The organism is Bacteroides intestinalis DSM 17393 (assembly GCF_000172175.1).
GTDB lineage: Bacteria > Bacteroidota > Bacteroidia > Bacteroidales > Bacteroidaceae > Bacteroides > Bacteroides intestinalis.
Map to the genome: position 1 here is coordinate 1 of NZ_ABJL02000007.1, position 17,750 is coordinate 17,750.

At 46.6% G+C, this 17,750-nt stretch carries 10 protein-coding genes and 1 pseudogene; 8 read left to right on the top strand and 3 right to left on the bottom strand.

All coding sequences use genetic code 11. From position 1 onward, the window contains the following. Positions 1–266 precede the first annotated feature (266 nt). Positions 267–1,262, top strand: coding sequence for an IS110 family RNA-guided transposase (locus BACINT_RS04160; protein ID WP_007660818.1), 996 nt, complete (start codon positions 267–269; stop codon positions 1,260–1,262). 204 nt (positions 1,263–1,466) lie between these two features. After that, positions 1,467–4,064, top strand: coding sequence for a beta-mannosidase (locus tag BACINT_RS04165; protein WP_044154762.1), 2,598 nt, complete (start codon positions 1,467–1,469; stop codon positions 4,062–4,064). Positions 4,065–4,880: 816 nt separating this feature from the next. Here BACINT_RS04165 and BACINT_RS04170 read toward each other — a convergent pair. Beyond that, positions 4,881–6,347, bottom strand: coding sequence for a catalase (locus tag BACINT_RS04170; protein ID WP_007660823.1), 1,467 nt, complete (start codon positions 6,345–6,347; stop codon positions 4,881–4,883). Positions 6,348–6,509: 162 nt separating this feature from the next. On the opposite strand from BACINT_RS04170, the gene BACINT_RS04175 reads away from it, so the two are divergent. The 6 genes from BACINT_RS04175 to BACINT_RS04200 all read left to right on the top strand — a co-directional run bounded on the left by BACINT_RS04175 (position 6,510) and on the right by BACINT_RS04200 (position 14,933). Continuing rightward, positions 6,510–7,175 (top strand): M15 family metallopeptidase, encoded by a 666-nt coding sequence (locus BACINT_RS04175; protein WP_007660824.1) that lies wholly within the window; start codon positions 6,510–6,512, stop codon positions 7,173–7,175. Between the two features lie 63 nt (positions 7,176–7,238). Further along, positions 7,239–8,396, top strand: a complete 1,158-nt coding sequence (locus tag BACINT_RS04180) for a zinc metalloprotease (RefSeq protein WP_021967504.1) — start codon at positions 7,239–7,241, stop codon at positions 8,394–8,396. Between the two features lie 78 nt (positions 8,397–8,474). Beyond that, complete coding sequence (locus tag BACINT_RS04185) at positions 8,475–9,605, top strand: AAA family ATPase (RefSeq protein WP_007660834.1); 1,131 nt, start codon at positions 8,475–8,477, stop codon at positions 9,603–9,605. Positions 9,606–9,617: 12 nt separating this feature from the next. Further along, on the top strand, positions 9,618–10,832 hold the full coding sequence (locus tag BACINT_RS04190) for a THUMP-like domain-containing protein (protein ID WP_007660836.1): 1,215 nt from the start codon (positions 9,618–9,620) through the stop codon (positions 10,830–10,832). A gap of 200 nt (positions 10,833–11,032) precedes the next feature. Further along, entirely contained in the window at positions 11,033–13,624 is a 2,592-nt protein-coding gene (gene xyl3A / locus BACINT_RS04195) for a xylan 1,4-beta-xylosidase (RefSeq protein WP_044154763.1), read from the top strand. A gap of 49 nt (positions 13,625–13,673) precedes the next feature. After that, a complete protein-coding gene (locus tag BACINT_RS04200) occupies positions 13,674–14,933 on the top strand; it encodes a glycosyl hydrolase family 8 (protein WP_007660840.1) in 1,260 nt (419 codons plus the stop codon). 130 nt (positions 14,934–15,063) lie between these two features. Here the strand turns inward: BACINT_RS04200 and BACINT_RS24490 are convergent, their stop codons facing one another. Then, positions 15,064–15,996 carry a family 43 glycosylhydrolase gene (locus tag BACINT_RS24490; RefSeq protein ID WP_044532670.1) on the bottom strand — a complete coding sequence of 311 codons (933 nt, stop codon included), beginning with the start codon at positions 15,994–15,996 and terminating at the stop codon, positions 15,064–15,066. Beyond that, a pseudogene (locus BACINT_RS24495) lies at positions 15,970–17,520 on the bottom strand (arylsulfatase); the annotation flags it as partial. The pseudogene BACINT_RS24495 and the gene BACINT_RS24490, both read right to left, overlap by 27 nt. Positions 17,521–17,750 lie beyond the last annotated feature (230 nt).

Genomic DNA, 17,750 nt, shown 5'->3' on the forward strand with positions numbered 1-17,750 from the left:
TTCAGGATGACAGAGCGAAATGATAGTGATTCTTACTTTTGACACATTTACATTTGCAGTATTAAATATCACAACAAAATATAAGTGTATATTTGAAAAGTAGAGTTGCAGTGAACTAACTTTGACACTAGTCTTAAATGACTATAGGCTGAATCAGACTGCAACTCTCTTAATAGGAGAACCTAGCCAGTTAGAATTGTAGGCTCACGACCTAATAAATGTATTAGCTGTTTCTCCTTCATGTTTAATACTGTAAATACAAAGTTATGAATTATTCTCATTTTGTAGGTCTTGATGTAGGAAAAAAAACTTTCGATGCATCATTAATGTCCGCAGACGAAAAAGAGTTGTCTCACAAGTCTTTTGATAACGCTCCAACTGGGATCCAATCTTTATTGGATTGGATAGCTGGTTATCATCTCTCTTTATCCAAACTCTTGTTCTGTGCTGAAAACATGGGAAGTTATGTCACAGAGTTATCTGTTTCCAGTGTCTCCATGGGATTTTCCCTGGCTTTGGTTTGCCCGTTGACCATCAAGAAGTCCATAGGCTTGCAACGAGGCAAAAATGACCGCATTGACGCCAAAAGAATAGCGAACTATGCGGTATTACACTATCGAAAACTGGAGTTATACAAATTGCCTGACAAAGACTTGGTGAGACTGCGGGGATGGATTATTATACGTGACAATTTAGTCAAGCAAAAAGTATCAAGCATAAAGTTATTGGAAACATTCTCCCGGATGGCTAAGTTGGCTGATGTGACAGAATCTATTTCTTTTTTGGAAGAGCAGCTCAAGTCGATAAAAGAAAGAATCCTGGAGGTGGAAGAGGATATGGAGCAACTAATAGCCGCCAGTACATCGCTTTACACAAACTACTTGCTATTAAGAAGTATAAAAGGAATAGGAATTATCAATGCCATTGTATTACTGTGTGTTACTGACAATTTTCAAAGATTTGACAACCCGAGGAAATTTGCCTGCTATTGTGGGGTCGCCCCATTTGAACATACTTCAGGTATTTCCATACGGGGAAAAACGCAGACTTCTTCATTGGCTAACAAAGAAGTAAAAGTATACCTTACCCGGGCAGCTATTACTGCCATCTCTTGGGATCCGCAGATGAAAGCATACTATAAAAGGAAAATAGCAGAGGGGAAACATAAAGCAGCTGTAATCAATGCTGTAAGAGCCAAAATCATAGCAAGGTCTTTTGCTGTGATACGAAGGCAGACTCCATTTGTAACATTAGCCGTATAATAAAAAGGTCCTTAACTTCGAAAATATCTTAGGTTTAGGAAGTAGCTATACACTTCCGAAGAGTAGTTATGTCTATATACAAACTTACCCAAGGATACGTTAATGTTCGTAAACTTGGGTAAGATTTTATAGATATTGTTTGGAGAGGACTTAGAATTCAACCTCATTATTATTATCTTTGGGCTGAGAAACATCTTATACATAATGAAAAAGCCGAATTTAAACCTGAAGCGAGCGTCTTTGCTGACCTCATCACTCCTGTGCAGCGCCCTCCTGATAGCCGTCCCCCTGCGCAAAGAACTGAATGAAGGATGGAAGTTCAAGCAAGCCAGACTAAGCAACTGGTATCCCGCCACCGTGCCCGGAGTGGTGCACACCGACCTGATGGACAACAAAATCATCGAAGACCCTTTCTTCCGCCTCAACGAGCGAGGCATGCAATGGATTGACAAAGAAGACTGGATATACCAGACCACCTTCCAACTCACCCCCGAAATGATGGGAAGGGAGAACATCGACCTCATCTTCAAAGGACTGGATACGTATGCCGACGTATACCTGAACGAGAAGAAGATACTGGAAGCCAACAACATGTTCCGCGAATGGAAAACCAGCATCAAGCCCGACCTGAAACCCGGTGAGAACGTACTGAAAATCTATTTCCACTCCCCCATCAAAGTGGATATTCCCAAGTGGGACGCCCTGCCTTACCAGTATGAAGCCGGCAACGACCAGTCCGAGAACGGCGGAGTATTCAATAAGAAAGTCAGCGTATTCGCCCGCAAAGCTGGTTACCACTACGGATGGGACTGGGGCCCCCGCCTCGTCACCTCCGGCATCTGGCGGCCTGTATATGTGGAAGCCTGGGATAATGCCCGAATCAACGATGTCTTCATCCGCCAGCCGGAAGTCAGCAAAAGCCGTGCATCCCTCATCGGAGAAGTGGAGATACTGGCAGACAAGGAGATAGACCAGGCAAACGTCACCATCACCGAAGCCGCTTCCGGCAGAGTACTGGCGGGGCAAACCGTTTCCCTGCAGAAAGGCATCAACAAGATTTCCCTACCCTTCTCCATCAAGAGCCCGAAACTATGGTGGAGCAACGGACTGGGCGAACCACATCTGTACAGTTTCCGCACAGACCTCACCGTCAATAATCAGACATCCGATGCCTGGACAGAAGAAGTGGGCCTGCGCTCACTCAAAATCATCAACCGCCCGGACAAAGATGGAAAAACCTTCTACGTAGAACTGAACGGCATCCCCGTATTTGCCAAAGGTGCCAACTATATCCCGCAGGATAACTTCCTGCCGCGCGTCACACCAGAGCAATACGAAAAGACCATCCTCGACGCCGCCAACGCCAACATGAACATGCTCCGCATCTGGGGCGGCGGCACCTACGAAAGCGACCTTTTCTACCAACTTTGCGACCGCTACGGCATCCTCGTCTGGCAGGACTTCATGTTTGCGTGCAGCCTCTATCCCGCCGAAGGGGAGCTTCTGGAAAACATCCGTCAAGAAGCCATCGACAACGTGAAGCGGCTCCGCAACCATGCCTGCATCGCCCTTTGGTGCGGCAACAACGAATGTAACGATGCCTGGTTCAACTGGGGCTGGCAGAAGCGGTATAAAGCGCAGAACCCCGAATACGAACAGAAAATCTGGAAACAGTTCAACGACCAGTACAACGTCACACTCCCTCAGGTGGTAGAAGAGTATGCTCCCGAAAGCTTCTATTGGCCTTCTTCCCCCTTCGCCCGCTATGATGGCGGCAGCGACGACCGCAACGGCGACCGCCACTACTGGGAAGTATGGCACGGCAAGAAGCCGATTGAAATGTATAATAAGGAGAGAAGCCGTTTCTTTAGCGAATACGGTTTCCAGTCCTTCCCCGAATTTGAATCGGTGAAACGCTATGCACCGCGTCAAGAGGATTGGGACATCTATTCGGAAGTCATGATGTCGCATCAGCGGGGAGGTATGCATGCCAACGAGTTGATTGAAACCTATCTGCTGAACGAATACCGCAAGCCCAGAAACTTCGAAGCATTTCTTTATATGAACCATGTGTTGCAAGGCGACGCCATCAAAACCGCCATCGAAGCGCACCGCCGGGATATGCCTTACTGTATGGGAACGCTCTTCTGGCAGCATAACGATTGCTGGCCCGTGGCTTCCTGGGCAAGCCGCGACTATTACGGTCGCTGGAAAGCGCAGCATTACTTCGCCCGCAAAGCCTACCGGGACATCCTTGTATCTCCCATAGCCGACGAAGACGGGCAGTTGAAGGTTCAGATTGTTTCCGACCGCCACAAGGTTTGCAACGGTAGGCTTGAGGTAAAAGTCATGAAGCTGACGGGGGAAGTTCTCAACAGCTACAACCGGAATGTGAAAGTAGATGCCAATAGCAGCAAGGCGCTTTTCTCCGTCCCACTGGATGAAGCCCTGAAAGGAGCACGCAAAGAAGACGTCTTCATCCATGCCGTCCTCTTGACGGATAAAGGGAATAGCAACTATACCAACAACTACTTCCTGGTGAAGCAAAAAGAGGTGAACTATCCCAAGGCCCAACTTGCAACCAGTGTACAGCCCATTGAAGGAGGTTTTGAGGTAACACTTAGCAGTGATAACTTCGCCCGTGCCGTCTTCATTGCTACCGGAGACGTAAACAGCTCGTTCAGCGACAACTATTTCGATATACTTCCCGGAAGTTCAGTTAAGGTGGAAGTCTACACAGACTTACCGCTGGCGACATTTGAAAAACAATTGAAGGTGGTATCTCTGAGCGATGAATACTAAGACACGCAAATGAGTAGTTGGATTTGATTCATAACCCTACAGAAATGAATTAAAGATTGCTAATGGGCTTTTTATTAATCCACTGATAATCAACAAATAGCATTTACCGACTGTTTACTACAAAATGTAAAAGCATTTACCGCCGTATGTAATGGCTTTTACCCCTTATTGTAACGACCTTTACCGCGGCATGTAACGGTCTTTACCGCGGTATGTAAATGGAGTTACCGTGTGGAGTGAACAAAGTTACCATTTGGGGTAGCTGCGCTATATCACAGAGCGTTAGGTTGAAAACTATATTTTGCCTTATTGTTTTTATCCTTTTGCCAGTAACAAAACGGTATGTCTCGCAATTGAAAAACAAGGTTTTGCCTATGGCATAACATCATTTTCTTTAAAGCAAAAGGGGAAAAGGAAAGGGGCAATGGGGGATTAGTAACGGAGAATTGCCCTCTTTATACACGCATATCGTAAAAAAGATTGCCACTGTTTACTGACTTTTCGAAGAAGAAAGGGCTAAATATCCTCTATTTACTTGAGAAAAAGGGATATTTGCACATAAACTGGCAAGATGCACATAAAGCATTCACAATAGCTGATAATAAATAAGTTACAGAGTAATCCATGCACTTCAAGGCATGTTTCGGGGTGTAGGCAGAAGATTTCATACATCTGCCTACACCCTTTTACATCTCCGATATCTAATTGACAATCAATAGAAAGCAGACATTGGTGTAGGATGTAGGCAAAGTATGACAAAAAACGTATTTAGAATTGATAGTTATAACCTGTCATTTATCAAAAGACAATTCATACCTATCGCGTCTCTTTCAAAGCTGCATCCAAATCGATACCCAAAGCTTTGGCTACACCTGTGCCATAGGCCGGGTCTGCCTTGTAGCAGTTGCGAACGTGGCGCTGCTTGATGAAGAGTTCGGCATCCCCCATGGCGCGGGCAGTGTTTTCAAACAACAGTTGTTGCTCGTCCGCAGGCATCAGTCGGAACAAATCGCCCGGCTGGCTGTAGTAATCATCATCATATTCACGCTCGTTGTAGTTATAGACGTCGCCATGAACCTTCAAAGGCGGTTCTTTCTTCTCGGGAGAATCCTGCCATTCGCCATAACTGTTCGGTTCATAACTTTTGGCTGAACCATAGTTACCATCTACGCGCATGGCACCGTCGCGATGGTAGGCATGGAACGGACAACGGGGCTTGTTCACCGGAATTTGTTCTGAGTTTACACCCAAGCGATAACGTTGGGCATCGCCATAAGAGAAGAGGCGGCCTTGCAGCATCTTGTCGGGAGAGAAGCCGATACCTTCTACAATATTCTGGGGGTTGAAGGCAGCTTGTTCCACTTCAGCGAAGTAGTTTTCGGGATTACGGTTCAGTTCCAGGATACCTACATCCTGCAATGGAAAATCTTTATGCGGCCAAACCTTCGTCAGGTCGAATGGATTGATGCGGTAATGATCCGCTTCTTCCTCGGTCATTAATTGAATCTGGAACTTCCACTTCGGGAAATCGCCTTTCTCAATGCTCTCGTACAAATCCCGCTGATGTGATTCGCGGTCTTTGGCAATGATGGCTTCGGCTTCCTGGTCGGTCAGGTTTTTAATGCCTTGCAGGGTGCGCAGGTGGAACTTCACCCAGATGCGTTTGTTATCGGCATTGATGAAGCTATAGGTATGACTACCGAAACCGTGCATGTGGCGATAGGAATAAGGAATGCCACGGGGGCTCATGGTGATGGTCACTTGATGGAGAGATTCGGGCAGAAGGGTCCAGAAGTCCCAGTTATTGTTCGGACTGCGCATATTGGTGCGCGGGTCGCGCTTGACGGCGTGGTTCAAGTCGGGAAATTTCAACGGGTCACGCAGGAAGAATACGGGGGTATTATTTCCTACCAGGTCCCAGTTGCCTTCTTCGGTATAGAACTTCATTGCAAAACCACGGATGTCACGCTCGGCATCGGCAGCCCCGCGCTCACCGGCCACGGTAGAGAAACGGACAAAGCACTCCGTCTGCTTGCCTACTTCGCTGAAGATGGCGGCACGGGTGTACTTCGTAATGTCATGTGTCACGGTAAACGTGCCGTATGCACCGGAGCCTTTGGCATGCATACGTCTTTCGGGAATCACTTCACGGTCAAAGTGGGCGAGTTTCTCAAGAAACCAGGGGTCTTGCATCATGACCGGACCACGTTGTCCGGCTGTCTGGGTGTTCTGATTGTCGGCGATTGGTCGACCATTAGCAGCGGTTAGTTTTTTCTCTTCCATGGGATTTTGTTTAATGAATGAATTATTATGTAACAAAAGTAGTTCTTCTTAGGTTTACCTCCAACCGACAAAATCTATACACTGATAGACAAAATCTATGTATCTCACAAATATAGGTAATTCCTTGGGAATTCGTACCTTTGCAATCCCTAAAAGAATGGTATGAAACATCTATTTTATCTTTTAATAACCTTCTGGTTCATCCCCCTCGCAGCACAACAAAGCCAGACTGCCCGCCACATGGAAAATCTCGGTTTCGTAAACATTGCCGAAGCGGACAGCACCATTGCCATCGACCTGATGTATACACGTGCCGATAACTTCACCGGACGGGTGTTATACGAAGATTTGCACGAGGCCTATCTGCACCCCGACGCCCTGAAAGGACTGCTACGGGCACAGCAGGAATTAAAGAAGCGGCATCCCCGCTACCGCCTGATTGTTTACGACGCCGCCCGCCCCATGAGCGTACAGCAAAAGATGTGGAACGTGGTGAAAGGCACTTCCAAATATATCTACGTCTCCAACCCGGCACGTGGCGGCGGACTGCATAACTACGGTCTGGCAGTAGACATCAGCATACTGGATGAAGCGGGAGTCCCTCTGCCGATGGGCACGAAAGTAGACCATCTGGGTCCCGAAGCCCATATCACGAACGAAGCCGCCCTGGTGCAAAGCGGAAAAATGACGAAACAGGAACAAGAGAACCGCCAACTGTTGCGCACCATTATGCGTGCCGCAGGTTTCCGCACTCTGTCCAGTGAATGGTGGCACTTCAACTGGTGCAGCCGCCAGGAAGCCAAACAAAAATACAGGGTTATACCGTAAAAATCCCCTATATTCCTTATATTTGTGCAGAGAAACCAGGTAAAAACTCATACCGGAACAACTATGAAACAAGCTCTCAAACTTATACTCTCCACCCTGTTCGGGGCATGCATCGGCTTCGGGGCAGTGATGCTTTGCATTACATTCTTTACGGAAACCACACTCAGTGAATTCTTTGGCAACATGGGGAATGTACAGCTAAGCAGATTATTGCTCTCCTGTATCCTGTCGTTGGTATGCCTCATACTTGCTGTCTTCGTACAAATCATCCTGCACGAAGGCGGACATCTGATTTTCGGGCTTGCTACCGGCTACCGGTTCGTCTCTTTCCGTGTGGGCAGCCTTACCCTGATAAAAGAAGGTGGAAAGTTCCGCTTCAAACGCTTCTCCATCTCCGGCACAGGCGGCCAATGCCTGCTTTCCCCACCGGATAAGCCTTACGAACAAATGCCTTACTTCTGGTACAATGCAGGCGGGGTACTGATGAATCTGTTGACGGGAATCATCGCACTTATTCTTTGGATTTCGTACCCTGAATTGCCGTTACCCCTGCATCTATTCCTCCTATTTTCCTTTATCTGCGGTTTCTTCCTGGCGCTGATGAACGGCATCCCATTGAAAATGTCGGGCATCACGAATGATGCCTACAACCTGATATTGATGCACCGCGACCTGAATACCCGGAAGTACCTGGCCCTTCAATTAGCCGTCAACGCTGAAGTTCAGAAAGGCATGAGACTGAAAGATATGCCGGACGAATGGTTCCCGAACGATGAAGTGACAGACTATAAGAATATCATGCAAGTTGCCGTAAAATTACTCTATATCTCGCGCTATGTCGACCGGAAAGAGTTCAAGACAGCGCAGGTCCTTTTCAGCGAGATAGAACAACACAAAGAAGAAATTGTAGGATTATACGTAAAAGAAATCGAATGCGAACTCTTGTTCCTCGAACTGATAGGCGAACGAAGACAAGAAGAAGTGGAGCGACTTTATACAGACAGGACAAAGAGATACATCCAGCGATACAAGACCATGATGTCCTCCAAACAACGCCTGCTGTGTGCACTTGCCTTGTATTGGGAGAACCGGCCGGAGCGTGCGAAGGAGATTTATGAGAAGGTAGTCCGTAAGCGGGACAAGTATCTGCTGCAAGGTGAAGTCAACTCTGATTTGGATATCATGGAGACGATACTTCGGGAAGCACAAATACAGGTTTAAGTGAAGCCATTATTATTTTCTTTGCATTATTACTTTATAATAATTATCTTTGCATAATCATCATAAAGTAAAGAAGCCATGCCAATCATCCGAAACCCTTTCATTATAAACGGATACATATCCCCCGCCTATTTCTGTGACAGGAAAGCGGAGAGCGAGATACTTATCCGCCAAATGACCAATGGTAATAATATCGCGTTAATCTCAACGCGAAGAATGGGTAAGACAGGATTGATACGTCATTGCTTCCAGAGTAAAGAAATTCAAAAGGCATATTACACATTCTTTATTGACATATATGCAACTAAATCTCTGCGTGAGTTTGTGTTTGCCCTTAGTAAAGAAATTATTGAGTCATTAAAATCCTCGGGCAAGAAAGCGATACAGACTTTCTGGGAAACGATGAAGTCGCTGCAAGCCAGTCTGACATTCGACTTTAATGGTAACCCTTCATTCAATTTAGGCTTGGGAGACATCCAGTCTCCGGATGCTACATTGGATGAAATATTTCATTATCTGGAACAGGCCAACAAGCCCTGTATCGTAGCCATTGACGAATTCCAGCAAATTACCAATTATGCAGAAGACAATGTAGAAGCTATCCTGCGTACTTATGTGCAACATTGCAACAATGCCCATTTCATCTTTGCCGGAAGCCAGAGGCACATTATGGGTAATATATTCCTGACAGCATCACGTCCCTTTTATCAGAGCGTATCGATGATGCATCTGGAAAGCATCCCTTTAGAAGAATACATCAAATTTGCTCAGAAACATTTCAAAGAAGCAAATAAGACTATATCCAAAGAAGCCATCGAACACATATACAAATATTTCGATGGTATAACCTGGTACATGCAGAAAGTACTGCATACCCTGTATGACATGACACCTGTCAATCAGGTTGCCGATATTTCGATGGTAGAGGAAGCCATCTGTCAAATCATAGGCTCGTTTCAATATACCTACTCCGAGACCCTTTTCCGGATGCCCGAGAAACAAAAAGAACTGCTCATTGCTATTACCAAAGAAGGGAAAGCAAGTGCCATTACCTCCGGTGCATTCATCAAGAAATATAGATTGCCATCTTCCAGCTCTGTACAATCGGCATTAAAAGGACTGTTGGAAAAGGATTTTGTCACACAAGAGGCGGGAGCTTATCAGATTTACGACCGTTTCTTCGGATTATGGCTTCAAAGAAACTACTAAACGATAAGGTTTATGAAACTGAATGACGAAACCCTTCGTTTTATACACGAACACTGCAAGGATGATGTACGCAACCTGGCTCTGCAAGCGCCGAAATATCCCGGTGTGGATATGCCTGTCGCACTGACACAGATAGCAGGCAGACAGGCGGCGGCAGAGAAAATACCATCCTGGTATGCAGAAGAAGGCATTCTATATCCCCGCCACTTGTCCTTAGAGCAATGTTCCTCGGAAGCTACGGCACGATACAAAGCATCTATCATTCCGGAGTTTTCCTCCGGCACACTGGCCGACTTAACCGGAGGGTTCGGCATAGACTGTGCTTTTCTTTCTCCGAAATTCCATCATGTCACCTATGTGGAACGGCAGGAGGTTCTTTGCGAAATTGCTTCGCATAACTTTCCGCTACTGGCTCTGAACCATATCCGGATAGAAAACAAAGACGCCATCCGGCATCTGCAAGAAATGTCTTCCGCCGACTGGATATTCATTGACCCCGCCCGTCGAGACGGACATGGCGGTAAGACCGTCGCCATTGCCGACTGTGAACCGAATGTAGCCGAACTGGAATCCCTGCTGCTCGAAAAGGCGCAGCACGTAATGGTGAAACTCTCCCCCATGCTCGACTTGTCTTTGGCTATTCAGGATTTAAAGTACGTACAGGAAGCACATATTGTTTCTGTAAACAATGAATGCAAAGAACTCTTACTCATCTTAGGACACAATACTGTTGCCGCAGAGAATATTCCCATCCATTGCATCAATCTGCAAATGAAGGATGGGAGAAATACAGAGCCAACCGGACAGTTCTTCACTTTCACCCGCGAACAGGAACAATCAAGCTCCAATGAATATACCGATACTTTAGATAAATATCTATATGAGCCCAATGCGTCCATCCTCAAAGCAGGGGCTTTCCGCAATGTAGCCTGTATATATAAGGTGAAGAAACTGCATCCCAACAGTCACCTCTATACTTCCGGTGAACCGATAAAGAACTTCCCCGGAAGAAGCTTCCGGATAACGGGTATATGTACATTGAATAAGAAAGAACTAAAAAGCGTATTAGGAGATCTGAAGAAAGCCAATATCACGGTTCGTAACTTTCCAAGTTCAGTAGCGGAACTCCGTAAACGTATCAAATTGAGCGAAGGCGGAGAAGTTTATCTGTTCGCTACGACCTTGATCAATGAACAGAAAGTTCTGATCCGTTGCGAGAAAATATAAATGCCTTGTAACAGGTATTTTCCTTTTTAATGTAACCTCAGCAAAACAAGATGTAACATCCGGAAGAAATCTGTAACATAGGCTTAACTATCTGAAATACGATTCTTCTTCCAAATCCTCTTTTCTGCCTATTTTTGTAATCGTCATCCACAATGACAAAACAGAAGTCTATTAATAACAATAAAAAGCGCACTAATACCATGAAAAGAAAACTTCAGTTGCTCACCGGAATCGGATGCCTGTGTCTGTGCTTCCTTTCCTGTTCACAACCTCCCTACAAAAACCCGGCACTAAGCCCGGAAGAGCGTGCCAATGATCTGGTAGGCCGACTCACACTGGAAGAGAAAGCCGCCCTGATGCAAAACACATCTCCCGCCATTCCCCGACTGGGCATAAAAGCCTATGACTGGTGGAACGAAGCGCTGCACGGCGTAGGACGCGCCGGACTGGCAACCGTATTCCCGCAAGCCATCGGTATGGGAGCTTCTTTCAACAATGAACTGCTTTACGATGTATTCACCGCAATTTCGGATGAAGCACGCGCCAAGAATACCGAATTCAGCAAAGAAGGCGGATTGAAGCGTTATCAAGGGCTCACCATGTGGACACCTAACATCAACATCTTCCGTGATCCGCGTTGGGGACGGGGGCAAGAAACTTACGGAGAAGACCCTTACCTCACCAGCCAGATGGGTATGGCAGTGGTACGCGGTCTGCAAGGTCCTGAGGGGGAAAAATATGACAAGTTGCATGCCTGCGCCAAGCACTATGCCGTACATTCCGGTCCGGAATGGAACCGCCATAGTTTCAATGCCGAAAACATCGACCCGCGTGATCTTTGGGAAACCTATCTGCCTGCTTTTAAAGACCTGGTTCAAAAAGCGCATGTGAAAGAAGTGATGTGTGCCTACAACCGTTTTGAAGGTGAACCCTGTTGCGGAAGCAACCGCCTACTAATGCACATTCTGCGTGACGAATGGGGATATAAAGAAATCGTAGTATCGGATTGCTGGGCAATCAGCGACTTCTACAACAAAGGTGCCCATGAAACCGATCCCGACAAACAACACGCTTCCGCCAAGGCCGTACTCTCCGGAACAGATATAGAATGCGGAGATAGCTACGGATCACTGCCCGAAGCTGTGAAGGAAGGGTTGATTGACGAGAAACAGATAGACATCTCTCTGAAGCGCCTGATGAAAGCCCGCTTTGAGTTGGGCGAGATGGACGAACCTTCGCAAGTGTCCTGGGCACAGATTCCTTACAGCGTGGTAGATAGTAAAGAACATCGTGAACTGGCACTCCGCATGGCACGCGAGAGCCTTGTATTGTTGCAAAACAATCAGAGTTTACTGCCTTTAAATAAAAACCTGAAAGTGGCCGTGGTAGGACCTAATGCCAATGACTCCGTAATGCAATGGGGCAACTACAATGGTTTCCCCTCACATACCATCACTCTATTGGAGGGTATCCGCGAATATCTGCCCGAATCACAGATCATCTATGAACCCGGATGCGACCTGACCTCCGATGTTACTTTGCAAAGCGTATTCCAGCAATGTAGCATGGATGGCAAACAAGGTTTCAGTGCCAAATACTGGAATAATACGAAACAGGAAGGAACACCGGATGCAACCAATCACATCAGCACCCCCTTCCACTTCATCACCACCGGTGCCACGACCTTTGCAGCCGGCATCAACCTGCAAGATTTCTCTGCCAGCTACGAATCCGTATTCCGCCCCGTCAAGAGTGAAGACATCGCCTTCCGCTTCCAGACTCAAGGGATAACGAAACTCTCCATTAACGGTAAGGAAGTGGCTGCAGGCATGAACTTCAAGAACAATGCAAAAGTCTACACCCTCCAGGCAGAAGCTGGAAAGGAATATCATATCAAGATTGATTTTACTTTCCGCAACCGTGATGCCGCACTCGATTTTGACATGGGGCGTGAAGTCCCCGTTGATCTGAAGCAAACAGTAAACAAGGTAAAAGAGGCGGATGTCATCATCTTTGCCGGAGGTATATCCCCGGCAGTGGAAGGTGAGGAAATGCATGTCAACATTCCCGGCTTCAAGGGAGGTGACCGCGAAACCATCGAACTTCCATCTATCCAAAGCCGTTTGCTTGCCGAATTGAAGAAAGCAGGAAAGAAGATCGTATTCGTCAACTTCTCCGGTTCCGCTATCGCTCTGACTCCCGAATCGAAAACATGCGATGCTATCCTGCAAGCATGGTATCCCGGTCAAGCCGGTGGTACGGCTATCGCCAATGTCCTCTTCGGAGATTATAACCCGGCAGGACGTCTTCCAGTCACTTTCTATAAGAGTACGAGCCAACTGCCCGGCTTTGAAGATTATTCCATGAAGGAACGCACGTACCGGTACATGACAGAAGCTCCGCTCTTCCCCTTCGGGCATGGTTTGAGTTATACCACATTCCGTTACGGAGACGCTTCATTGAATACACAGGAAGTAAAAGATGGAGAACAAACCATCCTGACCATCCCCGTGAGCAATGTAGGTGAATACGACGGGGAAGAAGTGGTACAGGTGTATCTGCGTCGTCCGGGCGACAAAGAAGGTCCGTCGCACGCACTCCGTGCCTTTAAGCGTGCGAACATCGCCAAAGGGGCAACCAGCAATGTGACCGTATCATTAAGCAAAGAAGATTTCGAATGGTTTGATACGGAAACCAATACAATGCGCCCGATAGAAGGTGATTATGAAATACTTTATGGTGGTACGTCGGAGCTGAAACAGTTGAAGGCGATACCAGTCATTGTTAAATGATAATTTAACTGCGTAATCTTGAAAATCATATAATATAAAACGTTCCTTTATGAAGAACTTATTTTACCTCCTCCTTTGCCTCATCGCCGGGACATCGTGCAGCCAGGCAGACCCGACAAAGCCCTGGGATAAAGGTGCCTTTGAAACACAGAAATACCGGAATCTCCTCGCCGAGATGGGCTACAAACAGGCAGATATTGATGCCAAGCTCAAATCCGTCTTTGACGGTGTATTCTACGGTCCCGACAAAGTATATTTTGAAGTAGGCGACTCTATGGCTTACATCAGTGACATCAAAAACCATGATGTCCGCACCGAAGGTATGTCTTACGGATTAATGATTGCAGTCCAGTTCGACCGTAAAGATATCTTCGACCGCCTTTGGCGATGGGGCACAAAGTACATGCAGCATCAAGACGGTCCGTTGAAAGGATACTTCGCCTGGAGCTGCGAGACAGACGGTACCCGTAACTCCCAAGGCCCCGCCTCCGACGGAGAACTTTACTATGTAACCGCCCTCATCTTCGCCTCCAACCGTTGGGGAAACGACACCGGCATCAACTACCTTGCCGAAGCTCGGAATATCCTGAACTGTTCCATGGAGAAAGATGGTACAGACCGAGTAATGCCTTTTATCAATGTAGAGCATAAGCTCATCACCTTCGTCCCCGACATACGGGGCGGCCTTTTCACCGATCCATCTTACCACGTACCCGCTTTCTATGAAGTATGGGCACGCTGGGCCGATGATGGCAGAGCCGACTTCTGGCGTGAATGTGCCGAATGCAGTCGTGAATACCTGCATAAAAGCATCCACCCCGTAACCGGTCTGAACCCCGATTACAACAACTATGACGGCAGCCTGCTGGGCAATAACCGCATTATTGGTGATGCTTTCCGCTTCGATTCTTGGCGTGTACCGATGAATATTGCTTTAGATTACTCCTGGGCATGTGCCGACAAAGAGTGGCAACAGGAATACGGCAACAAAATCCAGAACTTTCTCTACAGCCAGGGTATTGATACTTTCGTAGACCAGTACAACATAGACGGTACACAGGTAAAAGATACCCTCCGAGCCGGAGAACACAAGGCGTTAAGACACTCTTTAGGCTTAGTAGCCACTTCTGCCGTCGCCTCACTGATGTGCACTCACGAGAAAAGCCGTGAGTTCGTAGACAAGTTGTGGAACGCAAAACACGAGCCGTATGAAGACGGATACTTCGATGCTTACTATGACGGGCTGCTCCGCCTCTTCGCTTTTATGCACCTGAGTGGAAACTACCGCATCATCTTCCCTGAAAAGTAAACTTAGAGCATAACCCTAAAAAAAGAAACAGTAGATTCAGGATTTACATCCTATTCTACTGTTTCTTCACTAATTAACTAATCCTAAAAACATCCTACCATATAATTGCAGAGATTTGGTAAAAAGATAGTTATTTCAGTTGAGGGAAACCATCCCTCCAGATAATCTTTCGTTGTGAAAGGAACCAGGTTCTGCCGAAATCCTCATTGCCCTGATAGAAGAGGTAGGTCTGCCCATCTTTATCTTTGAAGATATGCGGATGACCCGATTCGCAATAGTTCCAGGCCCCCGGATCTCCATTCGCCAGGAAAGGTTTATTCGAAACTTTCCTCCAGTGGATACCATCTGTACTGGTTGCCAGTCCTATCTGCTGCGGACGATTATTATAAGCCCCTGCATAGAACATATATAGCGTACCATTCATCTCTACTACTGAAGGAGCCTCTATACAAGTTTCTTCCCACGGCCATTCGGGAACCAAGATGGCACGGTCACAGGCCTCCGTCCATGTTTCCCGATTGAAATTTGTACCTGCAGGAGCAGTAGCCACACCTACAATCTGTTTCACATAGTCGGGTGTACGGGTAGCATAATAAAGAAAATACTTTCCTTTTGCAAATATGACTTCCGCATCAATGGCCCGTCCACAATTCCAGTCACCCGCTTTAGGGGCAAAAATAGGATTGGTAGCATTACGTGTGAAGTTCACGCCATCCACCGACCATGCATGACAGATCGCATCTTTCTTGTCATTACCATACGTTTGATAGAATAGATGGATCGTATCGTTACGTACCAGTGCACCCGGTGCACACAAGCCCTTAGCCTCATAGTCGGCAGCCGGAGACAAAGAACCGATAGGCTTCCATTGTGTCAGGTCCGTACTCTCTGCTATACCTATTCCCCAACCCGAATTTCCCTTAGGAGGTACAGAATAATACATCAGGTACTTTCCGTGGAATGGAATCACATGCGGATCTTTCGAGAAAGGCCTGCCTGTACGGGTAGTATCGGCAAACAACATCGGAGAGTCCTGATGTTTAGGCAGCACATTGTACTTTATCGCCCAGTATTCCCATTCATTCCGCAACTTCTTCAGTACATCGGGATGCTGGGAAGCAAGATTATTTTTCTCCGTACGGTCTTTCACAATGTCGTAAAGTTCCCATTCCGTACCTGCTTCATCACGTATTGCTTTCCAGTTACCGTAACGGATGGCACGATTGCCCTGATGCTCCCAATACATATATTCATGCAGGGAGGGCACTTTCTCCGTAATGGCGGGGAACAGACTGGTACCTACCAAAGGATGAATTTTATTTCCACCATGATAGGTTTCAGGATATGCAGCGCCTGTCGCTTCCAGAACAGTAGGCATAATATCCGGCAAATAACCCGGAATAGTGCACAAATTGCCATGCCGGTTGCCTAGTTTCTTGTTCCAGGAGAAGATAAGAGGAGTGGATATACCACCTTCGTAGGAACGACATTTGTATTTCCGGAACGGAGTGTTCGAAGTTTGCGCCCAGGCTCTGCCATAGGACGGCATATTATTGCAGGCAGGATTATTAATATCTTCCTGCTTGCCGCCTCCCAATTCCAGATAAGGTTCGGCACAAGCACCATTGTCTGCAAGGAACAGGATTAAGGTATTATCCAGTTGTTTGGTTTTCTTCAGATAATCGATCACCTTACCTACGTTGTAGTCCACACAGTGTACCTGTGCTGCATACACAGCCATGCGATAGGCGGATTCATCCTTTTCTTTCTCTGTCAGTTCATCCCAGGAACGGTTTTCCCATTCGGCGAAACCAACATTCTTATCGATAATACCCATCTTCTGCATCCGGTTGTAACGCTCCTGGCGTATCTTATCCCAACCCTTGGAACGGTAAAGTTTGGTAAACTTCTGAATGTCTTCCTCTTTTGCCTGCAAGGGCCAATGCGGAGCATTGAAAGCCAGATACAGGAAGAATGGTTTGTCATCCTTCTGTTCACCAACAAACTGAAGGGCATGATCGGTGAAAGCATCCGTGGTATAGTAAGGAGATTCAGGTGCAGGCAAATGTTCATTATCCAGCGTCAGACCACGTCCACCTTCCGGACGTAAGTAACTGGCAGCACCTGCCAGAATACCGTAGAAGCGTTCGAAACCTCTTTGCAAAGGCCATTTCTCTTGCCCATGCATACCCAAGTGCCACTTACCTGCCATATAGGTATGATAGCCGTTTTCTTTCAGCACTTCGGCAATGGTGACACAATTACGATTCAGATAACCCTGATAGCCTTCGGAGCCCCAATCATTGATATCCCGTTGCGTTTCTTTCTTAAACGTTCCCGGATCCTCGGACATCTGACCGATACCTGCCTGGTGCTGATAAAGTCCGGTCATCAGACTGGCACGCGCCGGACAAGAACGGGATGTATTATAGAACTGGGTAAAGCGAACCCCTGTAGATGCCAACTTATCGAGATTCGGGGTCATAATCTCACCCCCATAACAACCGATGTCGGAATAGCCCATGTCGTCTACCAGAAAGATAACGACATTTGGCTTCTCTTGCGCCCAACAAAGGGGAGCAATCATTAATGGGGTCAAAGCAATAATACTCTTTCTCATAAAGCCTATATTTTGAAATTATTTTATGATAATCTGCAGTCTTTTTCCTGTAAATGATAACTCATAAGCCTGTTATTGTAAGATTCAGGCGTCTAAAATATAAATTATCACTTGCAATACCAAACATATAATACCCCAAAACCTCTACATTACTCCCCAATAACTCTTTCCCTTATTCCTTTCAACATCTCCCTAAG

What these genes read in the sequence shown, in the direction of transcription:
- BACINT_RS04160 (WP_007660818.1), top strand. Translation starts at nt 267, where the DNA reads ATGAATTATTCTCATTTTGTAGGTCTTGATGTAGGAAAAAAAACTTTC.
- BACINT_RS04165 (WP_044154762.1), top strand. Translation starts at nt 1,467, where the DNA reads ATGAAAAAGCCGAATTTAAACCTGAAGCGAGCGTCTTTGCTGACCTCA.
- BACINT_RS04170 (WP_007660823.1), bottom strand. Translation starts at nt 6,347, where the DNA reads ATGGAAGAGAAAAAACTAACCGCTGCTAATGGTCGACCAATCGCCGAC.
- BACINT_RS04175 (WP_007660824.1), top strand. Translation starts at nt 6,510, where the DNA reads ATGAAACATCTATTTTATCTTTTAATAACCTTCTGGTTCATCCCCCTC.
- BACINT_RS04180 (WP_021967504.1), top strand. Translation starts at nt 7,239, where the DNA reads ATGAAACAAGCTCTCAAACTTATACTCTCCACCCTGTTCGGGGCATGC.
- BACINT_RS04185 (WP_007660834.1), top strand. Translation starts at nt 8,475, where the DNA reads ATGCCAATCATCCGAAACCCTTTCATTATAAACGGATACATATCCCCC.
- BACINT_RS04190 (WP_007660836.1), top strand. Translation starts at nt 9,618, where the DNA reads ATGAAACTGAATGACGAAACCCTTCGTTTTATACACGAACACTGCAAG.
- xyl3A (WP_044154763.1), top strand. Translation starts at nt 11,033, where the DNA reads ATGAAAAGAAAACTTCAGTTGCTCACCGGAATCGGATGCCTGTGTCTG.
- BACINT_RS04200 (WP_007660840.1), top strand. Translation starts at nt 13,674, where the DNA reads ATGAAGAACTTATTTTACCTCCTCCTTTGCCTCATCGCCGGGACATCG.